The organism is Clostridium sp. AWRP, from assembly GCF_004006395.2.
Lineage (GTDB): Bacteria > Bacillota > Clostridia > Clostridiales > Clostridiaceae > Clostridium_B.
In genome coordinates, this window is record NZ_CP029758.2 from 1,462,011 (window position 1) to 1,479,815 (window position 17,805).

Annotated in this window: 17 protein-coding genes; 15 read left to right on the top strand and 2 right to left on the bottom strand. The window is 30.9% G+C overall.

What is annotated here, in order from left to right; translation table 11 throughout:
* The first annotated feature begins 4 nt into the window (after positions 1-4).
* From DMR38_RS06820 to DMR38_RS06865, 10 genes are all read left to right on the top strand, one after another.
* Positions 5-1,492 carry a M56 family metallopeptidase gene (locus DMR38_RS06820; RefSeq protein WP_127720580.1) on the top strand — a complete coding sequence of 496 codons (1,488 nt, stop codon included), beginning with the start codon at positions 5-7 and terminating at the stop codon, positions 1,490-1,492.
* Between the two features lie 303 nt (positions 1,493-1,795).
* Positions 1,796-2,962, top strand: a complete 1,167-nt coding sequence (locus DMR38_RS06825; RefSeq protein WP_127720581.1) for a S8 family serine peptidase — start codon at positions 1,796-1,798, stop codon at positions 2,960-2,962.
* A gap of 151 nt (positions 2,963-3,113) precedes the next feature.
* Positions 3,114-3,677, top strand: coding sequence for a sigma-70 family RNA polymerase sigma factor (locus DMR38_RS06830; RefSeq protein ID WP_127720582.1), 564 nt, complete (start codon positions 3,114-3,116; stop codon positions 3,675-3,677).
* Positions 3,674-5,134 (top strand): DUF4179 domain-containing protein, encoded by a 1,461-nt coding sequence (locus DMR38_RS06835; RefSeq protein WP_127720583.1) that lies wholly within the window; start codon positions 3,674-3,676, stop codon positions 5,132-5,134. The genes DMR38_RS06830 and DMR38_RS06835 overlap by 4 nt, the downstream gene beginning before the upstream one ends.
* A gap of 395 nt (positions 5,135-5,529) precedes the next feature.
* Entirely contained in the window at positions 5,530-6,321 is a 792-nt protein-coding gene (locus tag DMR38_RS06840) for an IclR family transcriptional regulator (RefSeq protein WP_127720584.1), read from the top strand.
* A gap of 261 nt (positions 6,322-6,582) precedes the next feature.
* The gene (locus DMR38_RS06845) at positions 6,583-7,227 is read left to right on the top strand and encodes a bifunctional 2-keto-4-hydroxyglutarate aldolase/2-keto-3-deoxy-6-phosphogluconate aldolase (RefSeq protein WP_127720585.1); all 645 of its coding nucleotides are present in this window, start codon (positions 6,583-6,585) and stop codon (positions 7,225-7,227) included.
* Positions 7,228-7,386: 159 nt separating this feature from the next.
* Positions 7,387-8,685, top strand: coding sequence for an MFS transporter (locus tag DMR38_RS06850; RefSeq protein ID WP_127720586.1), 1,299 nt, complete (start codon positions 7,387-7,389; stop codon positions 8,683-8,685).
* A complete protein-coding gene (locus DMR38_RS06855; protein ID WP_127720587.1) occupies positions 8,685-9,260 on the top strand; it encodes an AAA family ATPase in 576 nt (191 codons plus the stop codon). Before DMR38_RS06850 ends, DMR38_RS06855 begins: the two co-directional genes overlap by 1 nt.
* 225 nt (positions 9,261-9,485) lie before the next feature.
* Positions 9,486-9,938, top strand: coding sequence for a peptide deformylase (def, locus tag DMR38_RS06860; RefSeq protein WP_127720588.1), 453 nt, complete (start codon positions 9,486-9,488; stop codon positions 9,936-9,938).
* A gap of 309 nt (positions 9,939-10,247) precedes the next feature.
* A complete protein-coding gene (locus DMR38_RS06865; protein ID WP_127720589.1) occupies positions 10,248-12,242 on the top strand; it encodes a methyl-accepting chemotaxis protein in 1,995 nt (664 codons plus the stop codon).
* 98 nt (positions 12,243-12,340) lie between these two features.
* On the opposite strand, the gene DMR38_RS21730 is transcribed toward DMR38_RS06865, so the two are convergent.
* Positions 12,341-12,514 (bottom strand): hypothetical protein, encoded by a 174-nt coding sequence (locus tag DMR38_RS21730; RefSeq protein WP_175412936.1) that lies wholly within the window; start codon positions 12,512-12,514, stop codon positions 12,341-12,343.
* A gap of 235 nt (positions 12,515-12,749) precedes the next feature.
* Between DMR38_RS21730 and amrA the strand changes: the two genes are divergently transcribed.
* Together amrA and amrS are read left to right on the top strand one after the other, a co-directional pair.
* Positions 12,750-14,150 (top strand): AmmeMemoRadiSam system protein A, encoded by a 1,401-nt coding sequence (amrA, locus tag DMR38_RS06870; RefSeq protein WP_127720590.1) that lies wholly within the window; start codon positions 12,750-12,752, stop codon positions 14,148-14,150.
* A 29-nt stretch (positions 14,151-14,179) separates the two neighbouring features.
* On the top strand, positions 14,180-15,166 hold the full coding sequence (gene amrS / locus DMR38_RS06875; protein ID WP_127720591.1) for an AmmeMemoRadiSam system radical SAM enzyme: 987 nt from the start codon (positions 14,180-14,182) through the stop codon (positions 15,164-15,166).
* A 40-nt stretch (positions 15,167-15,206) separates the two neighbouring features.
* Here amrS and DMR38_RS06880 read toward each other — a convergent pair whose 3' ends face one another.
* Positions 15,207-15,779, bottom strand: coding sequence for an XRE family transcriptional regulator (locus DMR38_RS06880; RefSeq protein WP_127720592.1), 573 nt, complete (start codon positions 15,777-15,779; stop codon positions 15,207-15,209).
* 125 nt (positions 15,780-15,904) lie between these two features.
* Between DMR38_RS06880 and DMR38_RS06885 the strand changes: the two genes are divergently transcribed.
* The 3 genes from DMR38_RS06885 to DMR38_RS06895 are packed head-to-tail and all read left to right on the top strand — an operon-like array spanning position 15,905 to position 17,681.
* Complete coding sequence (locus DMR38_RS06885; RefSeq protein WP_127720593.1) at positions 15,905-16,615, top strand: AzlC family ABC transporter permease; 711 nt, start codon at positions 15,905-15,907, stop codon at positions 16,613-16,615.
* A complete protein-coding gene (locus tag DMR38_RS06890) occupies positions 16,612-16,926 on the top strand; it encodes an AzlD domain-containing protein (protein WP_127720594.1) in 315 nt (104 codons plus the stop codon). The genes DMR38_RS06885 and DMR38_RS06890 overlap by 4 nt, the downstream gene beginning before the upstream one ends.
* A 38-nt stretch (positions 16,927-16,964) precedes the next feature.
* Positions 16,965-17,681: an alanyl-tRNA editing protein gene (locus DMR38_RS06895; protein WP_127720595.1), complete on the top strand. Its 717-nt coding sequence runs from the start codon at positions 16,965-16,967 to the stop codon at positions 17,679-17,681.
* Positions 17,682-17,805 lie beyond the last annotated feature (124 nt).

Here is a 17,805-nt window from a genome sequence, read left to right on the forward strand (position 1 = left end):
GCTTATGTTTAAATTTATTATTTTATATAAATGGGTGTTATATTTATCACTTCTAGCTAGTTTTTTAATAATATTTTTTCTAGCTGCTAAAAAAATTTTAAAACAAAGATTGAGAATAGAAGTTCAATATATTATAGGAATTCTGATTTTGGTAAGACTTATTGTACCGGCTTTACCTAAGAGTTCACTTAGCATATTCAACATAATGCCGTTTTACTTTAATAGACCACCTGTTACATCGGCAATAGATAAATTTGATTATGATCAGTATCTTACTGAGAGTGTAAATGAAAAAAGTGTAGGTAGTGCTAAAGGTGATGCTGATTATGCTTACTTAAATCCAAGTATTATTAGGGATACATTTAACATACCCGAATCATGTATGCAAGTTACATTTGAAATATGGTATGTAGGTTTTATTTTAGGCATGATTTATATGCTTATATCATATATGACATGTTTGAGAAAAGTAAGCAAGTATGAATCAATAAGGGATAAAAGAATTATTGATATTTTGCAAAAGTGCAAAAACAATATGAATATAAAGAAGAATATAAATGTTGTACAAGGCATAGATATAAAAAGCCCAGCAATTTTTGGTATGATCGCACCTAAGATATTGATGCCCTTAACTGTGATTAAATATATGAATGACAATGATATTAAAAATATATTTTTACATGAACTTTCGCACTATAAGAAAAGAGATATTTTTGTAAATTATGTTATCAGGATAACTAGAGTAATTTATTGGTTTAATCCTATTATATGGTATTTTACAAATGAAATGAAAAAGGATATGGAATTGTCTTGTGATTCTATAGCTCTTAATTATATAGAATCTGAGAAGACCAAGGAATATGGATATACTATGATAGACCTCATAAAATACTCAAAGTTTGTTAAAAAATCTAGAGTAAGTATGGCAGTTGGCATATCTGTAGATGCTAAATATATGGCCAAAAGAATTAGCATGATAAAGAAATTTGAAAGAATTTCACCTAAGGCTATTGTAAGCTCCATAATTGTATTCTGCTTTTGTATATTAATTATGCTTACTGAAGCAAAAATAAACAATGTGTTTTCACAAGATGCGTTAAATAAACAAATAACATCCAAATATGTAGTAGATGAACTTGGAGTAAATAGAATAGAGGATAATACAAGTTATCTTTACAAATGTGATCATGATGCTTTGGGAAACTGGAAATCTGTAGATATTGTTGATAATATATCTGATTTCAAAAAAAATAAAAGACAGTGGGAAGGCAACATGTATATAAAAGAAATTAAATTTTTTAATGGAGGTACTACAGATAAAAGCTGGTTAACGTGGACAAAAGGAATTGTAATTGATAAAAGTGATAAACTTTCTAGTGAATATGTAATAAAAAATATAGATGGAGAAATTTATATGTTTTTTAGGTGGAAAAATGGCGACTATGCATTTGGATGCAGAAAACCAGTTTACTATGTTTTGAAAAAGGTTTAAATGTAATATGCAAAATTTGCGAAGCAATTTTTTTAATTAATAGTTAAGAATGAAGAATTAATAGTTAATGTGGATTTTTTTCCGTTACACTACAAAAAATCTTTGATTAAGCTTTTTACTACTCGTTTTGCTAAAGCAAAACATTGCTGATTTATATAGATTTAAAGATTTTTTGCGATAGCTAAAAATCATCTTTTACTATTAATTTTTAATTATTAATTCTTAACTTGCGAAGCTTTGCTTCGCAATATTTTTAATATGTGACTGAGTTTGAAGTTATATATAAAGGAGATTTAAATGATAATGAAGAAAAAAATTTTAACTATTACGATTACAATTGTAATTATATTTGCAGTTTTGGTAGGTATTTATTTGGGAGGTATTTATTTAAGAAATATTACGAAACAGGATAACATTAAAGATTATGCAATAGATGCTAAAAAACTTTCAAATGTGGTAACGAATGAAGAACTTAAGAAACATCATTCAGATCTCGAGAGAATATATGGGTTTATAGGGCAGGATTTATCACAAAAGGATTTGTCAAAGTTATCTTTAGAAGCCATTTCAAACATAAGTTTTGATAAGTCTACAAAGTGGCCTGAAAATGTCAAACTTCCACAAGGATATGATCCAAATAAATGGTTTGATATGGGTAAAGATCCAGGACTTAATTTGAGCAAAATTCATGAAAGAGGAATTACAGGGAAGGGAATTAGTGTAGCAGTTATAGATAAGCCGATAAGGTCAACTCATGATGAATTTAAGGGCAGGATGAATTACTATAAAATAGGAATACCTCAAACAAAGCCTCATTTTCACGGATTAGCTTGTGCTTCTATTCTAACAGGAAAAACATGTGGAGTAGCAAGTGAATCAAAATTGTATTATTTTGCAACACCTGATTTATGGATTAAATCAGCAGATTATATTAAGGCTGTGAATAAAATCATTGAAATCAATAAATCACTTCCTAAGAATGAAAAAATAAGAATTGTATCTGTATCAGATGATGTAGATAAGGATAATAAAAACTATAGCAAATGGCAGGAAACTTTAAAGAAAGCCAATTCTGAAGGACTTACAGTAGTACATGCAGATTTATTTAACAAGGAAAAGTTTAGATTGGGTGGATGTGATGTTTCAAAGAATAGAAATAATCCTCTAAATTATAAGCTAAGTAAATTTTATTGGGATGAAAAGAAGATAGATAAGTCTAACATAATGGTTCCATCGGATTTTAGAACTACTGCTGATAATCGTTCTGATGCCGCCTATGTTTATTGGGGCGAAGGAGGAGTTAGCTGGGCCATTCCTTATGTTACAGGACTTGCAGCTTTGGCATGGCAGGTAAATCCGAATTTAACCTTTGATCAAATATTAGATAAACTTATAGAAACAAAGACCACTACATCAGAAGGTAGAAATATAATTGATCCAGAGAAATTTATAAACTCTATAGCTAAGTAAATTATATTAAAAGATGATTTCTATATTTATAGGAACCATCTTTTTTAGTTATAATAGTTCTTAAGTTATTTAAATCTAGTAAAAATTGATGTCAGAAAATATATTGTATCTTCGTATTAATATGTGAGAAGCTTCTTAAGGAGGAAAAAATGTGAAGATAGATGAAAATAATTTTATAGAACAGATAAAAAAGAAAAATCCAAAATCTATTGAATTTGCAGTGGATAAATATAGTAATTTGGTATTTAAAGTAGTGCGCACAGTGTTGAATTCTAAGTTTGAAGCACAGCATTCGGAAGAATGTGTAAATGATGTGTTTTGGGCTGTGTGGAACAATATTGAAAGCTTTGACAGCGAAAAGGGAAACTTTAAATATTGGATTACTGCTATAGCAAAGTATAAATCCATAGATTGTAAAAGAAAACTTTTTAGCAAAGGTACAGATAAAAGTATATATGATTACAGACTTGAGGATGAATTTAATGTAGAAAATGAATTGATATCAAGGGAAAATAAGGAGGAACTTTTAAAAGCTTTAGATATTATGAAACCTCAGGACAAGGAGATATTTGTGAGAAGGTATTTTCTATATGAAGGAATAGAAAACATAGCAAAGAGCTTTGGAGTTGATAGGAGCTTAATTGACAAGAGACTTTCAAGGGGACGTAAATTTTTGAAAGAAAAACTTATAGTCTTGAAGGGAGAAATATTATGAATATGAATGATTTTAATATGGAAGAAAAAGATATATATAAATTGTTTAACGATGTAAAGATTGAAGAAAGCGAGTTTGAGCCTATGGATGAAGAAGTTACTGATATAGAAAAACAGAAGATAAAGAAAAATTTAAAGAAAAGAATAAAAGGTCAGAGAAAATTTAAAATATTAAAATATTCTTCTATAGCAGCAGCATTAGGTTTGATATGTACTATAGGTATAGGTACTATTTCTCCAGCCTTTGCAGAAAATATCCCAATTTTAAATTCTATAACACAAAAACTAAATGATGAATTTGGTTCTCATGGATCTTATGCCGAGTATTCTCAAATTGTAAATAAACCTGTTACGAGCAATGGGATAACTCTTACTATAAATGAAGTAATAGCAGATGATTCAAAGCTTGTGATAGGCTATACGATAAAAAGTAATAAAAAAATTCAAAATTTAGAGACATTTAGTTTGAGCATGTTTTTGAAAGTTGATGGAAAAATGTCTGGTTCTACTGGAAGTTCTGCAGGAAATTATATTGATGATCACACATATGTTAAAAGTGAAGAAATTCATACTGATTTAATAAAGAATGCTTCAAAGAAGATTAACATAGCTTTAAATGTGGATGAGATATCAAATATAAAAGGAAAGTGGAACTTTGCTTTTAGTGCATCAAAGGATCAGTTAGTTAAAAATAGTGTTGTATTTAAGCCAAATATTAAGCTGGATTTTCCAAATAGCATTGCAAAGGTAGATAAGATTGTTTTTTCTCCTATAGATACTTCTATCTTTGTAAGTGGAAATTATAAAGATAAGGAAAAGGTTAAAAAGAATATGGAGGTAAATCATGATGATAGCTTAATGGATTATGATTATTGGGTCGCTTATGATGACAAGGGAGTTGAACTTATACCTAAAGGGTTAGGCGGTGGAAGGGGTGATTCTAATACGGGAATATTCAATATTGAAATGCAGTATAACAAACTTAATAAGATTCCTAAATATTTAACTATTGTTCCATGTAAAATTACTCCTTCAGCTGGAGGCGGTGAGGGTATGGACAAGAATGGTAAAAAAGTACATTACACCATTAAAAGTAAAAAACAAGTAGAAATAAGCAAGACAATTGATGGAGTGTATCCTATAGAACTTTCTCAAGGGAAAATGGGAAAAATTGTAATAGAAAATATAGAAACAAATAAGGATAGTACCACAGTTAAATACAGGGCAGAAGGTAAAGCACCGTATTTTCAGGCACAAGATCTTTGGATAAAAGATTCTAGTGGAAAAGAAGTTGATTACAAAAGTTATGATATAAAAAAGGACAACAGTAATCCAAATGAATTTGTAAGGCAGTTTAAAAAACTCGATCCAAACAAGAAATATACTATAGTTACCGATGATTTTAGCAATGTGGAGTTCAGGGAGGACTTGAAGTTTACAATTAATTTAAGTAAATAATATCAAGTGATTCTTAGGTTCAGGTGGAGTTTGCTTATAAGGAATACATTTTCTCCATCTGAACCTTAGAAGAACTTATCCAGGTGCGTATCAGTGCTTATACCCAACTTTGGAGAAGATGGGGGTGTTAGCAATGGTAGCAATCGGATAAAAATTCCAGGTAATTTGATTGAATTATCTGGAATTTTTATATTTATAAGTTATAGAGCTTTTCTTTAAACAAGTAGTTTATCTAAAAGCTATTGTTTGTGGATTCAGTTAATTTAAACCTATAATTTATAAAAAAGGGACTTTCAAAAAAATGTTGACAAGTAAGGAAAAAGTGTTTATAGTACAATTGTAGCATGTGTGAACGCAGTTCACACATGCGAACAATAATTAACTAAGGTGATAGTATGTCTAATTATAAAGAAAATAAATCAGCAGCACGAGTAGTAGATATATTGGTACTATTGGCTCATAGTGAGAGGTCTTTAGCGTTAAATGAAATCTGTAGTAGTAAGGATTGGCCTAAAAGTAGTACCTTTGAATTGATTCAAACTCTAGTAAGTAAAGGTATTCTTGAAATGGATGACAAGAGGCTTAAAACCTATAGATTAAGCTTACTAGCATTTGAAATAGGAAGTGCGTATCTTTCAAATTTAGGTGTTACTGATGTAGCAAGAGCATATATCCAGGAACTTAATAAAAAGACAGGTAGTACAGTATTTCTAGGAATAGAAGACAATGGAGATATTGTGTATCTTGATAAAGCTGAGAATCACTCTATTATGAAACCTACAGCAAAACTGGGATCAAGGCGTCTTATATATACAACAGGGGTTGGAAAAGCATTACTTGCTGCATATACTGATGATAAAATTGTAGAAATACTTCAGAAAAAACCTTTGTTAGGCAAAACTAAATTTTCACATACGTCAATAGATGAGATACTAAGAGATATGCATGAAATAAAAAAACGTGGATATTCAATAGATGACCGTGAAGACAACATAGAGATGTATTGTATGGGTGCTGCAATTTATGATCAGTTTGGCAAACCAGTTGCTTCTATAAGTGTTGCAAGCTTATACAATTCAATGAATGATGAAAAAAAGATATTTGTTTCTAATGCAGTAACAGATACTGCTATGCAGATTTCTAGAAGACTTGGTTATATGGGCAATAAATTATACATGGACAAATAAGCTTATGCCATGTGTATAAATTTATTTTAATAAACAGAGTTCTTGGTTTCAGGTGGAGTTTCTTTCTCCATCTGAAACTTAGAAATCGTTATCCAGGGGCGTAGCAGCCGTTATCCCCCACTTTATGAGAAAAGCAGATATCCCAAATCTTTGATTTGGAGATAGTCGCTTTCGCTGTGTGCGATGGGGGGTATTATGGCTGGTAGCCATCGGATAAAATGTTATTGAGTACTTAATTTAGTAAAAGGAGGAGTTTTTTGAATGTGGGAAAAACTAGAAAACCTAAAAAAGATTGAAGAAACTGGAATTCTTCTGATGATTCGTTTAGATAGTGAAGATGAAGCTATGAAGGTAGCTGAAGCAGCTATAAAGGGTGGAATTTTGGCACTAGAAATTACTATGAGCGTACCGAATGCACTTGGAATTGTTAAAAAGCTATCTAAAAAATATAAAGAAAAGGGACTTGTTATTGGAGTAGGAACTGTTCTTGATCCAGAAACCGCACGGGCAGCTATCCTTGCAGGTGCAAATATGCTTGTAAGTCCTAATTTAAATCCAGAAATGATTAAAGTGGGAAAACGCTATCAAACAGTTATTATTAGTGGTGCATTTACACCAACGGAAATTGTAAATACCCTAGAAGCAGGTGCAGATATTGTAAAATTATTTCCAACAGAGTTCATTGGCCCAGCTTATGTCAAAACAGTTAAAGGTCCATTGGTTCAAGCAGCTATTATGCCAAGCGGCGGAGTAACCCTAGAAAATGCCGGAGAATGGCTTCAAGCAGGGGCAACATGCCTTGGAGTTGGCAGTGGTATAACTAAAGCGGCTCAAAAAGATGGCGATTACACAAAAGTAACTAAAGCAGCTGAACTATTTTTAAAAGTAATTAAAGAAAGCCGCTAAAATAATTAAAATTTCAATTTGTCTCGTATTGCATGGATACCTTTGCAAAGGCATTTGACGGTGTAACTTTGCAAAAGTAAGTGCAGTACCTGAAATCACACATAAATAACGATTACAAATCATGAAAACGGTTAATTAAATATGATTGGAGGATTAATAATGAAACAAGAAGAAAACACGTCTAATACACAATCTACGGATAATTCTAAAAGTAAATTAAACATTCGCTGGGCTTTTGTTATTTTACTACTAATTGGGGCAATTGTCAATTATTTAGATAGGGCAAATCTTAGTGTTGCCAATACAACTATTGCAAGGGAATTTCATTTATCATCAACTCAAATGGGGCTTTTGTTATCTGCATTTTTATGGCCCTATGCAATTGCAAATTTGCCATCTGGATGGTTAGTAGATAAATTTGGACCTAAGAAGATGTTTTCATTTGCATCAGGATTTTGGTCTACAGCAACTATCATATGTTCTTTTATAAGTTCATATCCACTATTTTATTTAATGCGTATGATTTTGGGAGTAGCTGAGTCACCATTTTTTACAGCTGGACTTAAAGTAAATCAGAGGTGGTTTTCAGATGAAGAAAGAGGATTGCCGGTTGCAATTATAAATACAGGCTCACAAATTTCTAATGCAATTGCTCCACCGATTTTAACACTTTTGCTAGTTGCTTTTGGATGGAGAAGTATGTTTATTATAATAGGTGTACTTGGTATTTTGGTTTTGTTAGTATGGCAAAAGCTATATAGAGATCCTACATCTGAAGAAACAATTGCAATAAAAGGTTCTCTAGAAGCTGCTCAAGAAGTTAGAAAATCAGGGAAACAAGCTTCATGGGGAGAATTATTTAAACATAGAAACACATGGTTTATGATAATAGGAAATTTTGGAATAATGTTTACTATATGGGTATATTTAACATGGCTTCCGTCTTATTTACAAAAAGAGCGTGGCTTTAGTTTAACTCAAAGTGGTTTTATAGCTTCTCTTCCATATATATGTGGTATTGTAGGAGTACTTTTAGGTGGAACTATATCAGATTACTTAATTAAAAAGGGTGTTCAGGCTATAACTTCACGTAAATTTCCTATAGTTGGAGGAGCACTTATTGCAGCAGTATCTACAGCTCCACTTCCATTTATAAAGAGTACTAGTGTAATTATTGTACTTCTTTGTGTTGGATACTTTGCATCACAATTGCCTTCAGGAGTGATATGGACTCTTGCAGCTGATGTTGCACCAAGTAATCAAGTTGCATCACTAGGAGCAATCCAAAATTTTGGTGGATTTTTAGGAGCTGCGATAGCACCAATAGCAACAGGAATTATACTGGACAAAACAGGAACTATAGGTGGGGTATTCTTAATAGGGGCAGGACTCCTTATCCTTGGAGCTATTTCATACGGAATATTTTTAAAGCCGGTAAATAAGGGAGGCGCAAATTAATGACTCCGAGAGCTGTATTTTTAGTTGGACCTGCTGGTTCTGGAAAATCAACAGTTGGAAAACTTATTGCATCACATTTTCAATTTGCATATTTAGATAAAGATGTAGTGTGTAATAAATTTACGGGTAAATTGCTAGAAACTCAAGGAATTTCTCCTAATGCTCGTGATGGTTGTGAATTTTATCAAAAGCGGATTATGCCGATAGAATACGAGACTTTGCTTCAAATAGCGGCAGACAATATAAAAAGTGGTATATCAGTAGTATTGGATGCTCCATTTGTAGGATATTTTACAGACCAAAACTATATAAATAAGTTAAAAGAAAAATATAGCCTTGAAAACTATGTTCCCTTGGTTTTAAAAGTAGTAGTATCATCTGAAGTATTACTTAAGAGAATTAAAGAACGTAATTTTAAAAGGGATGAATGGAAGCTTAAAAACTGGGATATTTTTATAGATAGTTTAAAATCCAAACAGTGTCAATGGAAAAATGTTAAGATAAAGGAATTTGATAATAGTAGCGAAGAGATTGACACAAATAATTTATTTAAAATAATAGAAGAAAATTGTTAATAGGATTTTATTAGCAATGCCAGAAATGGGTATAGAGTTGTTTGAAAAACAAATCTATGCCCATTATTCTATTATCTAGTTATCCTAAAACGTATCAATTTTAAAATTCTTATAGCATATGTAAAAAGTTACCACATTTAATTGGAAGTGGTGAAGTATTGTTTATTGACAAAAAAAACTGCATAATATATAGTGAAAGAATATTTTGTGACGGAGGTTTTTGAAATGGCATTAAGAAATATACGTACTTTAGGTGATGAAATATTAAGGAAGAAGTGTCGGGCTGTAGAAAAAGTTGACGATAGAATTTTAACTTTACTTAAGGATATGGCGGATACGCTGCATAACACAGAAAATGGCGCAGCAATAGCAGCACCACAAGTTGGTGTCTTAAGAAGAGCAGTTGTTATAGACATGGGTGAAGGTATAATATACCTAGTAAATCCAGAAATAATTGAAGAAGAAGGAAGCCAGGAAGTTATAGAAGGATGTTTAAGTATTCCTAATAAGTGGGGAAAATTAATTAGGCCTGCGAAGGTAAAAGTAAAAGCATTAAATGAAAAAGGTGAGGAATTTACAATAACAGGAGAAGGAGATTTAGCTAAGTGTTTATGTCATGAAATAGAGCATTTAGATGGAATACTCTTTATAGATAAAGTAACAGAATTTATAAAATAAAGGTAATACTGAAATATATTGTATTTGTTTCAAAATAATACAACATATTAAATAATGTTTGATTTTTTATATTATATTTATTGGATAACAAGTAATTTGTTTATATTTATTTATGTGAGTCTGCTGTAAAGCAGGCTTATTTTTTAACCTGTAAAACCTAAGCCATATGTATACAAAATATTATAGTAATTCATTGAATTATGCATAATGAGGTAAATATATACATAATATGGTCGATATTTCTAGTATAGGTTAAATTGTTTTAAAAATTTAACATATATTTTACTAATAAGCAGGGGGGATTTTATTATGAAAAGTATAAAAATGAAATTATTAATACCTATTGAGATGTTAATTCTAATAGTCATAATTGGATTAAGTGCTATTTCGCTCAAAATGTCATCTAATGCAATTACAAATAATAATGTTAATACTATGCCAAAGATTGCAGAAGAAGGAGCAGATATTGTTTCAGCTAAAGTTTCAGAACAATTAGGTATACTTGGACGGATTGCATTAAGCAATTCTATAACAGATAGTACGAAATCTGTAGATGATAAGCTTGTGTATCTAAAGGATGATGTTAAAAGAAATAATTACATTAGCATGGCAATTATCGACTTAAAAGGAAATGCTAAATACACTGATGGAAAATCTGCAAATATTTCTGACAGAGATTTTTATAAAAAAGCGTTGTCAGGTAAGCCTAATGTTTCTGATCCAATTATAAATAAGGTAGATAAAAATTTAGTTGTGGTATATGCTGTACCAATAAAGGAAAATGATAAGATAATTGGTGTGATGGCTGCTGCAAGAGATGGAAATAGTATCAGTGCTATATCAGATAATATAAAGTTTGGTAAAACAGGAAAGTCATATATGATATCAAATACTGGAGTTACAATAGCAAATACTAATAAAGATTCAGTAATTAAAATGAATAACGCTATTGAAGCTTCGAAAAAAAATCCCGGACTAAAGGGACTTGCGGATATACAGAAGAAAATGATTAATCGTGAAGAAGGTTATGATACATATTCTTATAATGGAGAACATAAGTTTGTAGCATTTGCACCGGTTCCAAATACAACATGGTCTCTTGCTGTTGTTATTAATAAAAATGAAGTAAATTCACAACTTAATATTTTAACAAAGGTTATAATAATTCTTGCCGTTTTATTTCTAATTTTAGCTTTTGTTATCGTATATTTTATTTCAAATAACTTTGCTAAAAGGATAAAAATTGCAACTAACTATATTACCACAATGGCATCTGGTGATTTTACAAACACAGTGCTGGAAGGTGATTTGAAAATGGAAGATGAAATAGGTACAATGGTACAGTCACTAAATACTATGCAGAATTCCATAAAGAATATGTTACTGTTAGTAACAGATAATTCAAATAAAATAGACGAAGATTCACAAAAATTATCATCTATTTCTGAGGAGATGAGTTCATCCTCAGAGTCTGTATCACTTGCAATTCAGGAAGTTACTAAAGGGACAACCTCCCAGGCTCAAGATTTAGTATCCATAACTGAAATTTTAAATACTTTTAGTCAGAGTCTAGAAAAAAGTATCTATAAAATTAAGGATATTGATAAAAAATCTAAAGGAATTATGACACTAGCTGGAGAAAGCAGCGGACAGATTCACAAGCTTTCACAGTCCATAAGTGATACAACAAATACATTTAAAAATTTTGAAACGAAGATTACAGAATCTGGTAAAAATATAAGCAAAATAAATGAAATAACTGGTTTAATTAATTCAATATCAGAACAAACAAATTTATTGGCACTTAATGCTGCTATCGAAGCTGCTAGAGCAGGAGAAGCAGGAAAAGGTTTTTCCGTAGTTGCAGATGAAATTAGACAGCTTGCGGAACAGTCAAGCGATTCCTCTAATAATATATCAAAACTAATTGCTGATATTTATAGTCAAAATAAGGTAATGGTAAATACGGCTGCTGAAGTTGGTAATGATTTAAATAAACAAACTTCAGTTATTGATAATACATTAAATGCATATAATAGCATTATTAAAGCTGTAAATGAAATTATTCCTAAAATTGAAGAAATAACAAATGCTACATCAGGTATAAATGAAAGAAAAAATGAAATCCTTACTAAAGTAGAATCTGCGGCTGCTGTTGCAGAGGAAACCTCAGGTGCTACAGAGGAAATATCTGCTTCTTCTGAGGAAATGAATAGTTCTTCTGTAGAAGTTTCAAACGCAGCTAATAATCTTACTTCTAGTACAAAAGAAATGAGAAATCAAGTTAAAAGGTTTAAGTTATAATTGATTTCATATTATATCTTATAGATTTGAAAAGCCATGAAAGCGGTTTCTCCAATTTTATTTGGAGAAACCACTTTTGTTATTTTTTAGTGTACAAGCTAATATCTGCTGTGAGTGTCTTTTCCGCAAACTTGGTAACCTTTTTCACTGCTGTAAACCTTCCACTGTGTTTTTGAACCAAAGTCATTGTTATTTATATTTGTAGGCTCTTCATCATTTTTTGATTTTCCTACTTTTTTATTATCAGTTTTATCTCCTAGTTTTTTTATCATAGAAAACACCTCCTTTTATAGTTTTACTCCAAGATGTTTTTTTATGATATGTATCTTAAGGTCTTATTTCCATAAGAGTATATTATAAAATTATTACAAATAATTAATAAAAAATGTTATAATTAACTAAATGGTAAAGATAACCTAAAATAAAAAAGAATTGCTAAATCATATTTTATATAAAAATAGCAGATAATAAACGTAAAATATTAAATTATTAAAGTAAGGTGGTATTATGGGAAAAATATATGGATTTTATACAATGCCGCATCCGCCTATTGCAGTTCCTGAAGTAGGACGTGGTCAGGAGACGAAAATAAAAAATACATTAAATGCATGTTATAAAGTTGGGGAAGAAATAGCATCTATAAAACCGGATACAATAATAATAATTACTCCTCACGGCCCAATGTTTAGTGATGCAGTTGCAGTGTCTTATGAGAATAATATACATGGTGATTTAGAAAAATTTGGAGCTCCTGAGGTAAGTCAAAGTTCAAATATAAATCTGCCTTTAACAGAAAAAATAATAGAGTATTCAAAAGAACAAAATATTTTAATAGGAAAGATAACAACAAGGTCTGCCCAGGAATATGGTATGGAATATGAATTAGATCACGGTGCCTTGGTGCCGTTATATTTTGTAAATAAAAAATATCCAAATTACAAGTTGGTTCACATAACTTATGGAATGCTTTCTAAAATGGAACTCTATAAATTTGGAATGTGTATTAAAAAAGCTGTAAATGAGGTCAATACCAAGGCAGTATTTATTGCAAGTGGAGATTTATCTCACAGGCTTACTAAAGATGGACCTTATGAATATAGTCCATATGGAGAAAAATTTGATAGAGAAATAACTTCACTTCTTGAAAAAGGTGATGTTTTGAAAATATTTAATATGGATAAAGAAACTGTAAATGAAGCAGGAGAATGTGGACTCAAATCTTACTATATAATGTTGGGGGCCATGGATGGATGTGATATTAAAGGTAAAATCCTATCTTATGAAGGGCCTTTTGGTGTTGGATATGGTGTAATGAGTTTTTCACTTAAAGATGATGGTAGGGACACTTATAGTAAATTAACAGAAGAAAGACAGAAAATAATTGAAGTAAAAAGAAAAACTGAAGATCCTTATGTAAGGCTTGCTCGTGAAAGTTTAACTTCATATTTGGTTTATCATAAATATTTAGAAAACCCCGATTATATAACTGATGAAATGAAAAATAACAAAAGGGGAGTTTTTGTGTCCATGAAGAAGGAAGGTCAGCTGAGGGGATGTATTGGAACTATTTTCCCAACAACAAAGAATACGGCTGAAGAAATTATCAAAAATGCTGTTTCATCAGGAATAAATGATCCTAGATTTATGCCAGTTAGAAAAGATGAGCTTGAAGATATAGATTTTTCCGTAGATGTGCTTACAAAGCCAGAAGAAGCTTCAAAAGGGGAACTTGACCCTGAAAGATATGGTGTAATAGTTCAAAAAGGTTCTAGATGCGGTCTTTTACTTCCAGATTTGGAAGGAGTGGATACTGTAGATAAGCAGCTTCAAATTGCACTTGAAAAGGGAAACATATCTCCTAATGAAGACTATACTATTGAGAAGTTTGAGGTTATAAGGCATAAGTAAAGTTTTTGAGTATTGGAGGAAGATAATTTTTGTTACATGAAGGACTGTTCTATGAAAAACAGAATGATAGTGTAAAATGTATGTTATGTCCCCATAACTGCATTATAGGTGATAAAAAGCAGGGAAGATGTTCTGTTAGAACTAATGAAAATGGTGTACTTCAATCTATAAATTATGGTGAAATAACATCCATGGCAGTTGATCCGATAGAAAAAAAGCCCCTCTATCATTTTAAACCAGGCAGGAACATTCTGTCTGTAGGAAGTTTTGGATGTAATTTTTCCTGCAGCTTTTGCCAAAATTATACCATAGCTCAGTATAGGCCTAAAAGTCAGTATGTGCCTCCTGAAGAATTAATAGAAGCATGTTTGAACATAAAAGATAATGTTGGAATAGCTTTTACTTATAATGAGCCTAGTATATGGTATGAATATGTATATGAAACCTCGAAAAAGCTGAAAGAAAGTCATCCGAAATTTAGTATAGTACTTGTTACAAATGGATATATTGAAGTAGAACCACTTCAAAAGCTTTTACCTTATGTAGATGCCATGAATATAGATTTAAAGTCATTTAATCCAAAATACTATGAAAAGGTATGTGGAGGAGATGTTGAATCCGTACTTAAAATTATAAGTGAATCAGTCAAGAAGACTCATGTAGAGGTAACCACACTGCTTGTAAATAACTTAAATGATTCTGCTTTGGAAGTGGAAAGTATTGCTTCCTATCTTGGAAATTTAAATAGAGACATTCCACTTCATCTGTCAAGATATTTTCCAACTTATAAGATGGATAGACCAGCTACAGATATAGATGTAATGGTACAATCAAGAAAAATTGCAAAAAAATATTTAAATTACGTCTACCTTGGAAATGTTCAAGGTGTTGACAGTTCTACATATTGCCCTAAATGCAGAGAGCTTTTAGTAGAGAGAAGTGGGTATTTTACTGAGGTTCGTATGGATAGCAATAAATGCCCTAAGTGTGGATACCCTATAAATATAGTATTTTAAAATCTAAAGCAGGTACTTTGTTAAGGTTACCTGCTTTAAATTATGGCAAATAGTATTTAAGATTCATTGGGTAATAGTTTAAAATGGCCATTCTAATCATTTCCTTTGAATTATTTATATATGTATGGGTTTTAGAGGCATCAAATGAAATCGAATCTCCTGGACTTAAAACATAGGTTTTATTGTCTGTTTCAAGAGTAAGCTTTCCATCAAAAACCAGAATGTACTCATACTCATCCTCACCGTGAGAATTTGAAGTATATGAACTTGCTGTATCTAATTCAACCCTAAACAATTCAAAATTTCTTTCATTTTGAGTAGAAAAGTGGCAGTAAACTCTGTATTTTCCATCTTCACTGCATTGATTTATAGTATCCTCTTTTTTTACTAAAGTAGTTTTACTTTTAGGTTCATCTATAAGTGCTGTATAGGGAACTTTAAGCCCATTTGCCAGTTTCCATATTGTGTTTATAGTTGGGTTTGATTGACCTCTTTCTATTTGACCTATCATAACCTTGCTAACACCTGAGAGTTCAGAAAGATTGCTTAAGCTGAGCTTTTTATCACTTCTAAGTTTCTTGAGATTTGAAGCAATTATATTATTTAAATTCATTTTATTTCACCTCTTGACAAATATAACGTACAGTTGTATAAATATAATATACTAAATTAAATTATAACGTACGATAGTTATATTATAACATACAAAATAGAACTATTAAATATTAGGGGGCAAAAATGGCTGAACAAAATACAACTTACTCAAACAAGAATTCTTTTATAAATGGGGCAATAGATTGCATTCCAACTTTGTTTGGATATTTAAGTATAGGATTTGCCTGTGGGGTAGTGAGTAAATCCTGCGGCATGACTATTTTAGAAACAGTGGCTATGAGTACTTTCATATATGCAGGTTCATCTCAATTTGCTGCTGCAGGAATGATACTGTCATCGGTATCAGTTCCAGGTGTAGTCTTGACTGTGTTTTTAGTAAATTTAAGACATCTTTTGATGAGTGCATCTATAGCACCTTATTTTAGTAAAAACTCACTTTTTAAAAATTTTACAGTAGGGGCGCTTTTAACGGATGAAACTTTTGCACTTGCTTCATCAAAGGCAAATAGTGAAGATAAAATAGATTATAAGTGGATGATGGGAATAAACTTTACAGCCTATATAAACTGGATCTTTGCAACTTTTATCGGGGCATGCTTTAGCAGCTTGATATATGATTATAAAAAATTTGGACTTGATTTTGCACTTCCAGCTATGTTCATAGGTTTATTGATTTTTAGTGTAAAGGAAAATTCTAATTTAAGAAAATCCTGTGTAATTATAATTTCCTCTGCTGTAATTTTACTTGGTTCTATTAAATTTTTATCTGCACACACGGGAATTATGATTGCAGCCATACTTGGAGTAATCATAGGGGGTGTAATAAGAAAATGAATATGTATATCTGGTATATAATTATAGGGGGCTGTATAGTAACAATACTTCCTAGGACACTTCCTATAATGTTGATTTCAAGAATTAATATAAATGATAGGACAGCTGAATTTTTAAAATATATTCCTATTTCTATTTTGACAGCTCTTGTAGTGTCATCACTGTTTATTTTAAATAATAAATTTTGTGTAGATATATCTACTGTACTTGCATCAATTATAACTGCAGTAGCAGCTGTTAAAAAGAACAATCTGCTTTTAACTGTAATAGTAGGAGTAATATCTATAGCAGTGTTAAGAATGATATTTTAATCTAAAAATTAATAAATATTTATGAGGAGGATTTAAAAATGACTGAATTATTATTTCAAAAAGATAGTTATTTAAAGGAGTTCAAATGCAGCATTGTTAGTGTAGATGAGGAGCAAAACGCTGTAATTTTGGATAAAACAGCTTTTTACATAGGAGGAGGTGGCCAACCTTGTGATACTGGAACACTTGAGAACGGCCAAAGTTTGTATACTGTGAAGAAAGTTAAAAAGATAGGCAATAATATATATCATTATATTGATGGAGAGTTACCTGAAGTTAATGAAGGTTGTATTGGAAAAATAGATTGGGAACATAGGTATAAATTGATGAGAACTCATACTGCAATGCATATTTTGTGTGGTGTTGTGTGGAGAGACTATAAAGCACAGGTTACTGGTGGAGATATGGATTGCCTAAGTGCAAGAATGGACTTTGAATTTGAAAACTTTGATAAGGAATTGATAAATGAAATTCAAGAGAAAATCAATAAGGAAGTAGAAGCTAAGAGAAACATCAAGGTAAATATTCTTAAAAGAGAAGAAGCATTTAAAATTCCAGATTTAATAAGAACAAAAATAAATCTTCTTCCCAAAGGAATTAATGAGATAAGAACAGTTGAAATTGAAGGACTTGATCTTCAAGCAGATGGAGGAACACATGTAAGAAATACTTCTGAAGTAGGAAAAATTAAGATAGTAAAGTTTAAGAGCAAGGGAAAAATCAATAAAAGAATATATGTTGAAATAGAAGATTAGATGGAGGTTTTTAACTAGCGGTTAAGTTCTTTATACAAATTCAACTATACATCCATTGGTATAAGAGCTTCCATAAGGTATACTAAGTGTTGTAAGTACTTATAATCAAATTATGGAGTGAATA